Annotated in this window: 2 protein-coding genes and 1 pseudogene; all 3 read right to left on the bottom strand. The window is 66.5% G+C overall.

Features of this window, described 5'->3' with window-relative positions; translation table 11 throughout:
• Window positions 1-350 precede the first annotated feature (350 nt).
• Entirely contained in the window at window positions 351-2,000 is a 1,650-nt protein-coding gene (locus VM221_01170; GenBank protein HUT73427.1) for a hypothetical protein, read from the bottom strand.
• A gap of 33 nt (window positions 2,001-2,033) precedes the next feature.
• Window positions 2,034-7,367, bottom strand: a pseudogene (locus VM221_01165) (glucoamylase family protein).
• A gap of 1,454 nt (window positions 7,368-8,821) precedes the next feature.
• Window positions 8,822-9,853: a universal stress protein gene (locus tag VM221_01160; protein ID HUT73426.1), complete on the bottom strand. Its 1,032-nt coding sequence runs from the start codon at window positions 9,851-9,853 to the stop codon at window positions 8,822-8,824.
• Window positions 9,854-10,720 lie beyond the last annotated feature (867 nt).

Below are 10,720 nucleotides of genomic sequence, written 5' to 3'. Positions count from 1 at the left end.
GCCGGGCAGCATCGCGCACCGATTCCTGAACCTGACCATGGAACTGCTCCAGCGCCGTGGCGGCGCTATCCTCTTCGGCTAGAACGGGCGGACCGATCTGCATTGCAAGGACCAAGGCACCGGATATGAGCATCCTCGTTCCCATAGTTTAATGATGGATTGAATTTCCACGAGTGGCATTGAGTTCGATCAATCCGCTGGAGCATTTTCCCTCCCCACGCTGGGCTCAAGAGCATGAAGAGGCGCGAAGCTTGGCCCATACCTATCTGTAGGTCACTCCGCCCGAGGCGATTGTAGGCACGATAACCGACGGATTGCCGACCGTCGCGCCCGAGCGTCGGGTAGCCCTCTCATGACTCCTCCATGCCCCGACGCTGTGCAGGCGTTGCCTCTGCTAATCCGGTGACGCCCGTTCCATTGGCAGGCCGAAGCCGAGCGTTGACCCGCTGCTCGGCGCCGCCGGACGGGAACGCGACGCAGTCGCCTTTTTCTGGGCGGCCGTCTACCGTGAGCTCCACGCGTCCGGTCCCCAGTCGGTCGGGATCCTCGATGTGGATCACGAGCACGCCGTCCGGTCCTGTGATCCGCGCCTCCACGCTGCCCCAATCGCGCGGCAAGCAGGGCGAGATCCTGACCGCGCCGTCTTCGAGCTGTAGGCCAAGAATACCCTCGACGCCCAGCCGCCAGGTCCAGCCCGCGGCGCCAGTGTACCACGTCCACCCCGCCTGGCCCGCGCCGGGCGCAGCGCCCCTGACGTCGGCAGGCACGACATAGGGCTCGGCGCGATATAGCTCCGCGTCGGCGCGGCAGGAAGTGCGACGGATCGGGTTGATCAGATCGAAGATGCCGTGGGCCCGGTCGCCGTCGCCCAGCCGAACATGGGCGAGACCCAGCCAAGCGGCGGCGTGCGTGTACTGGCCGCCGTTCTCCCGCACGCCCGGAGGGTAGGCGCGGATGTAGCCGGGATCGCGCGGCGTCCGGTCGAAGGGTGGCGCGAGCAAGCGCACCAGTCGGGTTTCGCGGTCGACGAGGCGGGCGCTTGCCGAGGCCACCGCCTCCGCGGTCCGCGTGGCGGACGGACCGCCCGCAAGCGCTGCCCAGGATTGGGCAATGCTGTCGATCTGGCATTCGTCGCAGTCCTTTGAGCCCCAGGCCAGCCCGTCATCGTCAAAGGCGCGCGCATACCATGCGCCGTCCCAACCTGCATGGTCGGTGGCGCGGCGCAGGTCTTCGGCGCTGCTGCGCCAGATTCTCTCGAGATCGTCGCGCCCGACGACCGCGGCGAGATTGGCAAAGCCGTCGGCGCAAACGGCCGCGAACCAGCCCAGCCACACGCTTTCGCCCCGCCCGTTGCGGCCGATGCGGTCCATGCCGTCGTTCCAGTCGCCCGCCCCGATCAGCGGCAATCCATGTGCGCCGGAGGTGACGCCATGGTCCATCGCTCGTCGGCAGTGCTCGAAGAGTGTTGCGTGCTCGGTCCCGTGCTCGAACAGAGCGTAGCGGTCTTCCTCGTCGTCGGCGAGCCTCGGCGCCGAGAGGAAGGGCATCTGCTCCTCGAGGATCGACGTGTCGCCGGTGGCTGCCACGTAGCGGCTGGTTGCGTAGGGGAGCCAAAGGAGGTCGTCCGAGAAACGCGTCCTCACGCCCCGCCCTGAGGGCGGATGCCACCAATGCAGGACGTCGCCCGCCTCGAACTGCCGGCTCGCGCATTCGAGGATGTGCGCGCGGACCCGCGCCGGCTCAGTGAACATCAGGGCCATCACGTCCTGAAGCTGGTCGCGGAATCCATAGGCGCCGCTGGCCTGGTGGAACCCTGCCCGCGCCAAGACACGGGAGCCGAGTGTCTGGTGCAGCAGCCAGCGGTTGATCATCAGGTCGAAGGCGGCATCCGGCGTCGCGATCTGGACGGCATCGAGGCGGCGGTCCCAGATCTTCTCGGTCTCGGCCAACGCGGCGCGAGCCCGTTCCAGGTCGGACCACTCGGCGGCCAGCCTCTTCATCTCGGCCAGATTGCGGCCTTCGCCAAGGACAAAGACGACCTCCTCGGTTCCGCCCGGCGCGAGGTCAAGATGGACCTGAAAAGCGGCGCAGGGATCGGCGACGCCCTCAACTTTGCCGCTGAGGTTCGAGCGGACGAGCCCCGCAGGCTGGGCGCGTCCACTTTCGCGGCCAAGGAACTCCAATCGGTCGCAGGTCAGGCTGTGGGGAGGGTGGCTCGAGGTAAGGAAGGCCACACGCTCGCCGAATTCCGGGTTCCAGCCGTTGCGGGCGGTCAACGCATGACTGGCGACGTGATAACCGCAGACGACATGAGGTCGCGCCACGCCCGCGAGTGCACCGAGCAACCACTCGGCGTAGTAGGTCGCCGTGAGACGGCGGCTGCTCGCGCCTGGATTTGAGACCCGCAAGATCGCGAGCTTGACCGATGCGGCCGGAGGCACAAAGACGGTGAGACGTTGCTCCAGGCCCTCGCCGTTGCGCAACCAGGTAGTCGCGCCAGCGCGATGACGGATTTGACAGATTGCGACGCCGCCAGCAGGCTATGGGGTCGGCGTCCAAACTTCGGCGGTCTCCTCGTCGCGCAGATACAAGGCCTCCGCCTGCGGGTCGATGACCGGATCGTTGGACCACGGCGTGAGACGTCTCTCACCGCTGTTGAGTCCCCATGTGAAGCCTAGGCCGGCCTCGGAGACGATGGAGCCGAAGGTCTCGTTGGCGAGCACGTTGCACCAGGGCGCAGGAGTGCGAGTGCCCGACTCTAGGTGGATCACGTAGTCCTTACCATCCGGAGAAAATCCGCCATAGCCGTTGTCGAATGACAGATCGGTGGCGCGCGCGAGCGCAACCGTGGGATTGGGTTCGGGCGTGGGGGCACGCACCGGTTCGAAACGGGGCGGTGTGCTGCGCTCGGGCTTGGGCGTAGGTCGCGCTTCGGCCAGCGTCTGAGCCGCGCCATCGAGGATCACCCGGGCCGTGGTTTCGAGCATCCGTCGCTCCAATCCGCCGATCCGATCAACCGCGTGCATATGGATTCCACCCTTGCCGCCCAGCCCTTCGGTGGCTCCCGCGTCGCGCAGCGCCGAGATGAGGCGGTCGCGGATCGGCTCCTCGTAGCCCGAGGTTCCGGCGCGCAAGATGACGAGGTCTGTGCGCAGGCCGTGCCGGCGCCACCACTGGTGCGCCCGAATCGCGGCGGGAAGCAGCCTCGCCTGTTCAGCGTCGGTGACGCGGACCAGAACGATCGGCAGATCGCCCGATAGACCCAGGCCCCAGAGGCGCGGCTGGCCGGGAAGTTCGGCACGGGGATTGTTGGCTGCGGGCCGTGGAAACAGCAGGTCTCGGCAGATAGCCTGTGCGTCGGACAGTGCTGCCGCCGTGAGTCCGAGCCGGTGCGCTTCCAGCGCGACCGAGCGTGCGGCGTCTTCGAAGGCCCAGTCGAGACCCGCGGCCGTCGCGTATCGCTCGGCGATTTCGAGTGCAGATTCGCGCGAACCAGCAGCAATTGTCATGAAGGCCACCTGCGTTCGCCCGCGCGGTGCCACCCGGACCGTGGCTCGCAGCGCCATGACGGGATCGAGTGTCCACCCAGTCGCGCCTGACAGCGTGCCGGCCGCGCCTGGGGGCCGCGCTGCATCGCCATGGCGCCCGAGAAAGGCGCGACGGTCGGTTTCGAAGCCGTCCGGCACGACGCCGGGGCCCTCGCACAGGACGCCGTGGAACAACACGGGCGGCCGATCCCCGGGACGCCGCGATCGTCGGGTGAACAGCAACCCGTCGAGCGAGGCCAGTCGCTCGCTGTGCACAAAAAGTTTGCTGAATGCTGGGTGTCGCTCGTGTGCGGCGGCCGGCGCGAGCACGACCTCGGCGTAGCTTGTCAGATCGATCTCGCGCGCGCTGCTGCTCTCGTTGACCAGTATGACGCGGCGGATCTCAACGTCGTCGCCCGGCGCGACGACGATTTCCAAGCTCACGGAGAGGCCATGATCGCGTTGGTGAAACTCTGCCTTGTGTGCGTGGAAGACGACCTTCGCGTCTTGGTCCGGCGCGCCGGACGGCCGATGGCCGAGAGACCAGACCGCGCCGGTCTCCGCGTCACGCAGGTAAATCCGCGCATTTCCGTCGTCGCACACTGCGTCCCCGGTCCAGCGGGTCAGGGACTGATCGTGCCACCACAGGGCCCCGCCGCCGGCGTCGGTAATCCAAGACGCCATGCGTCCATTGCCGATGACGTGGACCTGTGGGGAAGGTGCGGCCGGACAGCCCCAGCCATGCAGCGGCGGCACCGCCTTTCCGGCGAGATCGGGAACGGTGGTCTCGACCTCGGACGCCTCTTCTTCCGGAAACTCCCAGGGGACGCGTTCCTGCAGCAGAAGCTCAATCGACTGCATTCGGGGATCGCGACCGAAGCGCCTGATGAGAATATCGCCGTTGACCGCGTTGTCGATGGCCGCGAGGATCATTCCCTGATGATGGGCCATGAAAGCCTGCACCGGGGTGAAACCTCCGCGCGCGGGCCGCCGGTCGGGGGTGAAGTCCGCCGACTCGAAGCTGCCATAAAAGCCGCGAAGGCCCATCTCGTCAAGCCGGCGAAGATTCCTCACCGCTGTGACGGGCGCGATGGCGAGCGCCAGGGCGCTGGCGTATGGGGCGACCACGTAGTCCTCGGAGAGACCGCGTTTGAGGCCGAGGCCCGGGACGCCGAACGCCTGGTACTGGTAGCGGTGCTCCGCGTCGCGGGCGGCGTAGGCGGATTCCGACACGCCCCAGGGCAGGCCCAGTTTCTCTCCATAGCGCCGCTGCACCGCGACCGCGGCGCGCTCGCTTTGGCCCAGAAGCCGCCCGGCTTCGCTGCGCAGCAGAAGTGACGGCATCAGGTATTCGAACATGGAGCCGTTCCAGGACAGCGCTGTCAGGTCGCCCCCGGCTCGCGTAATCGGGCGACCCAAATGGAACCAGTGCTCGGTGGGTACGTCACGCTTGGCGATGGCGAAATAGCTCGCCAGTCGCGCTTCAGTGGCTAGGAGGTCATAGTGGTGGAGATCCATGCGGTCCGAACTAACATTGTAGCCGATGAAGAAGGTCCGGGTCTCGCTGTCATAGAGCAGCCCGAAATTCATCCCAAAGGCCATACTGTTGGCGCGGTCCGCGCTCTCCAAAAGACTCTGTCGCAGGCCAGCTTGGGCACTGGTCCCGCTCTCGACCGCTTCGATTAGATCGGCCAGCCACTGTTGCGCCACTGCATCCTCGCCCTTAGCCGAGCCCAGCGAGGCACGTGCCGCCGCACCGGCCTCCTCCACCGCATCCAGAGGTATCTCCAGGCCCAGAAGCCCGTCGATACGCCGCGCGAGCGGGGCGAGGCCGGGCGGTGGCGTCTTGGTCAGGCCGCACCAGGGCGCGAGGGCGTCAAGGTCGCGCTGCATGCTCGCGATATGGTGGCTTACCCGCTCCAACCAGACGTGGATTTCGCGTGGATCAGTCTCCGCAGCCGCGTCCAGGGCACCCGTGATGAGTGTTTCCAACTCGGGCCAGTCGCGCGCGCAAAGGTCGGCCAGCCCCGGGTGCCACTCTGACGGTGCCGTTCCGAGCGAGGGCATGCGTCCAAGCATCGCGTCGAGGTGGCGGACGATCGCATCCCGGTTGGGCTGCGGCAGCGCGACGACCGCCTCGCGCAGCAGCCCGATCGCATCCTCAAGCCCAGTCCAAAGCACCGGCGAAAGCGCGGGCCCATGCGTTGCCTCGATGCATCCTTCGCGCAGCGTCAAAAGGCTCACGGCGAGGTTACCGCTGTCTACGGTCGACACATAGCGCGGCTCCAGCGGCTGCAATGTGCGGGTGTCGAACCAGTTCAGCACATGGCCGCGATACCGCTCCAACCGGTCGAGCGAGTCGAGCACATTGCGCGTGCGCATCGCGAAGTCCCGCAGGCCCACATGGCCAAAATCCCAGGCTGCCAGCGATGATAGGAATAGCATCCCGACGTTTGTGGGTGAGGTCCGGTGAGCGGTCTCCTCGTGCGGTTCGGTCTGGTAGTTGTCAGGCGGCAGCCAGTTGTCGTCCGGCCCGGCGAAGGTTTCAAAATAGAGCCAGGTGCGCCGAGCGAGGCGGCGCAGAAACATCCGGTCCTCGGTGTCCAAGATTTCGGCCGGCAACCGGCGTTCGCGGCCAATGAATAGAGCGATCTCGGGCGAGACGAACCAGAGCAGAAGGAGCGGCGCGGCACCGAGCAGCGCCTCAGGACTCGTCGCGGCGAGCGCCAGCGCGATCAAGGCTGCGAGCACGGGGGCGCCAGCCATCTCGGCCCATGCCCGGGTGCGCCCACCCTCCATCAGCGCCGCAGTATGCGCGGCTGAAGTCCATTCTAGCATCCTCCGCCCCGAGACAAAGACACGCCAGCAAGCCCGGGCGATGGCGTCCACGGAGATCACCGCCTGGTGGGCCAAGAACACGGTGGCGAGCAGACAACGCCCAGCATGGTCCGCCAATCGACGCAACCGTCCTTGCACCGCGCCTCGCCGGCGTCCGCGGGCGAGACTGGTTACGAGGTCGGTGAACAGATATGCTCCTGGCGCTGCCACCGTCAGTACCGACCAGATCCAGGAGGCGCCGGGCAGGGCCAGCCAGCCGGTCGCTGCCAGCGCGACGAGCGCTGCGGGAATCAGACTGCGGCGCAGGTTGTCGAAGATCTTCCAGCGATCGAGTGCGGAGAGCGGATTTGAAAGCCGTGCTCCGTCGCGTCCCGGCACCTTCCCCACGAGCCAGGGCAGAAGCTGCCAGTCGCCTCGCACCCAGCGATGCCAACGACGGGTGTATTCAAGATATCTCGATGGAAACCCCTCATAGAACACTACGTCGGTGGCCAGCGCCGCGCGCCCGTGAAGCCCCTCGAACAAGTCGTGGCTGACGAGCGCATTCTCCGGGACACGTCCGTGGAGGCTCCGGCGGAAGGCAGCGACGTCGTAGGCGCCCTTGCCGATGAAAATACCTTCGCCGAAAAGGTCCTGATAGACGTCCGAGACGGCCCGGCTGTATATGTCGATGGATGTGTCGCCGGTATAAAGCCGCGTGAAGAGCGACCGGTCGCCCGCCTCGGGCGAGATCTCGACACGGGGCTGGATGAAGGTGTAGCCGCGCCGCGCCCGTCCCGTCGCGCCGTCGAACTCCACCTGGTTCAGCGGGTGGGCGAGCGCGCCCAAGAGGCGGTTCATCGATCCCGGCGACGCAACGGTATCGGCATCGAGTGTGACGACGAAGCGTACGCTGCGCAGAGCCGCGGTATCGCCCTCGCGCACCGCGAACGCATCGGTCGCCTCGCCGAGGACAAACTCGTTGAACTGCTCAAGCTTGCCGCGCTTGCGCTCCCATCCCATCCAGCAGCCTTCGGCCTCGTTCCAACGGCGCTTGCGGTGAAGCAGCGCGAAGGGAGCGTGATCGGGGTATCGCTCGTTCAGCCGCCGCACGCCCGCGGTCAGTGCCGCCTCGATCGGCGCGTCCACAGGCGTGTTCTCGGCGTCGGCATCGGCCAAATCGCTGAGCAGCGCGACGCGCATGAGCGGATCGGGGTTGGTAAGCCAGTGCGCCTCGAGACGCTCGATCAGGGCGGGGGCTTCGTCGGGCGTGCGCAGGATCACCGGGACCACCACGGCGGCCGCGCATCCCCCAACAAGGCCGTGCTCGAAGTCAAGCTTGGGGAGCACGCGCGGCGGGACGGCGAGGGTCACGACCCAGTGGGTCAGCGTCACGCTGATGATCGAGGCCGGCGCGAGCGAGAGGATCAGCCCCGCGGCCCATGCGAAGACGCCGGTGTTGAGCGTGGCGAGCAGGGCGGCTGGCAGTGCAAGCGCGGCGGCGCCAAAGCCGATCAGCGCGCCGGCGTAGCATGCGCCGGGATGGGCAAACGCCCAGCGTCGCAACGCGGCGACAGGCGCCACACGGAAGCCCAGCGCCACCTCGATCTCGGCGCGCCCTTCGGCGACCAGCCAGCACCCGACATGACCGCGGCGCGGCGCGCCAGTGTGTGCCCGCGCCAACCCAAGCGCCTCGGCGGCCACGTCCCATTCCGGCTGGCCGGCACCCAAAGCGATCTCCTCGACGGCCTTGCGGTACCGGTCGCGGGTGTCGAAATCCATCGCGGGATAGACACCCGCGGGATCGCCGCGCAGGATCGCCTCGACCCGGCTCACCTGGTCGAAGAAATCCCTCCAGGGTATGTTATCGACCGCCATCAAGGTGGAAATCGCGCGCGAGACAGCCTCGGTGGGGTCATGGGTCTCGCGATAAGTGGACCCGGGCGCCGGCTCGAAGGGTGCATTGAGTGCCGGTTCAAGCTCGGAGAACGCGGTGACGAGGGTCTCCAGACAAGCGAGGCGTAGCATGGTCGGGAACGCCCATAGCTCGGCAATCGTGAGTGGCGCCTCCTCTTGATAGGCGTCGACGAATCGCACAGCGATGGCGAGGCTGAGCTGCATATGGGCGGCGTTGAGCATGCCATGCGCCAAAAGGAAAATGCGCGGCATCCCCTTGCATTCTGGCGCGGAAAGGCATGGCAGGCGGCGGTAGAAAGCGGGCGGCATGTCCTCGCGAACTTGCCTGATGGCGCGGCGCACATGGTAGTCGTTGTCGAGAAGCCACTCTGCCGCCTTGGTGGCATCCGGTGGCGGATCGGCGCAGAGGCGGCGCGCACGGTCTAACCAGTTGGGCAGGACGTCCAGTTCGGCCCAGACCGGCGCCGCGCGCGGACGGCCCGGACAGACGCCATGATGCGCTCGGAGTGCGCTCGCCGCGAGTGCGAGAGCGTCCGGCGTGCCTCGCCCGGGCACCGTGGTCACGACAGGGTCCGGCCCGGCATTCTCAAACGTGGCGCGGCCGCGGAGCGGCGCAGCGCGGGCGGCCGCGCGGCGGCACCGCGCACCAGCAGAATTGGCGTTGCGGTGTGCGTCATCAGGAATTCGGCGGTGCTGCCGATGGGCAAGTCGCGATGACCGCTGAGCCCGCATGAGGAGAGAACAATGACGTCCACCTCCTCGTCCGAAATGACGCGGGCAAGAGCGTGCCGGGGATCATTGCTGGGCAGGAGCCGAATGCGCGTGGGCGTGCCGGTCAGAGGCATCCGGGCACGGATCAGGTTCAGATACCGCTGCGCGACCCGCTCGTTGCGGCGACGGAGCCGGTCGCGCAGATCGAGGTCTTCGGCCTCAAGCGGCCCGACTTCGGTCAGATCGACATCGGGCACGGCATGTATCAGAAGCACTTCGGCCTTATGGGCCTCGGCGAGTCGGATTGCGACAGGAAGGGCGCATTCTGCCCGCGACGAACAGTCGAGCGGCACCATCAGCCGCCGATACCGTATTGCATCCCCACCATTCTCCGTTGCCGGCACCAGCATGACCGAGCCGGAAACAGATTCGGCAACCTTTCGAGCCGTGCCGCCCAGCCCCCATTCCGACCAGCCACTCTCGCCACAGCCACCGAGCACCGTGAGATCGACCTTGTGCTCTTGCGCCCATTGGCAGATGCGCTCGGCGGCGGGTCCCTCTACCACGCAGGTTTCGATCTGCGCGGTGTCGCCCGCATGCGCCACCAGCCGCGCGATCTGCGCCTGCGCCTCACGGCGGCGCAGATCCCATTCGACCGGGTCGGGCGGAGTCTGACCGACGGCCGATGGCTCAAGCACACGCATCACCGTGAGACGCGAGCCCATGGCCTCGGCGATGGCGGCGGCGTGCGCCAAGACGCCGCGCGCTAAAGCGGACGAATCAACACAGGCCGCCACGTGGCGGAAGCCTGGTCGAAGGGCCACAGAGTGAGATGGGTCGGAGCGGGTCTGGAGACCGTCAAGATAGTCAAGCTCAGGCATGGCAAGATCCTCCCAAAATATCATTCGTCCACTGGTTCGAAACTGACGTTTCGATTCTCCGTCTACCGGTAGCTCAAGAATTCGCGGGACGCGGGACGCGAGATGCAAACAGCGACTTGAAATTTGCGCGAACACTCATGATCGAACCCCACCCAGGGACGATCGTTTTTCAAACGCAAAGGAGTGCTAAATTTGCAGTTTATACTACCGCAGGTTGCAGCGTCATTCAATGACTCAGATCAATGTTGGGACTGTCGGCAACCGGAGTCGGACTCAAGAGTCGGTTACACAGGCAGAGTACATCGGCGCCCATCTTATGCCCGTGTCGTTCTCATGGAAGAGTGATCGTTCGCCGGCCGCTCGCGCTTAATCGCTGACGGCAATCTCAGATCCCCACCATATCTGTCTCACTTCGCCGTTTTTGAATGTCGCGTTTCCATCCGAAGGCAGACATCCGGCTTTCAGCCAAAATCGGAGCCGGTCCGGAACCGGTGCTATGTCGCCTTCTGTACAGGTTTCTCGGACGCCGCGTCGCTGGGTTTGGGTTGCGCGCGGCGTTTCCTGGCGTCCGAGAAGCGCCAAGGCACGAAATCGCGGGGGCGGTGCGCGGAGGGTTCAGGAAGCCTTATGGGGAATTGGTGCCGCCCGGACTGGCGTCTGGGACAGCAGGGCGGCGACGACCGACAGAGATGATGCTATTGCGCCGGGGCTGATCGCGGATTCTGGGGCGGCGAGCGTCGGGCTGGCTGTCGCCGCGCCTGGGTAATGCTGCTGCCGGGTCGATGGCGCACAGCTGATCCGGCCGGCGGCGGCCTCTCGGATCGGTCATGATGTGCAGGAGGCGCTGTGGCAGGGTCATGAGCTGTC

The sequence above is a fragment of the Armatimonadota bacterium genome (assembly GCA_035527535.1).
GTDB lineage: Bacteria > Armatimonadota > Hebobacteria.
Note: the sequence above shows the minus strand (reverse complement) of the source record. Positions and strands in the feature narration are given on the sequence as shown.

Excerpts from the sequence above, each read along its gene's own strand:
- VM221_01170 (HUT73427.1), bottom strand. The coding sequence starts at position 2,000 with ATGAAGAGGCTGGCCGCCGAGTGGTCCGACCTGGAACGGGCTCGCGCC.
- VM221_01160 (HUT73426.1), bottom strand. The coding sequence starts at position 9,853 with ATGCCTGAGCTTGACTATCTTGACGGTCTCCAGACCCGCTCCGACCCA.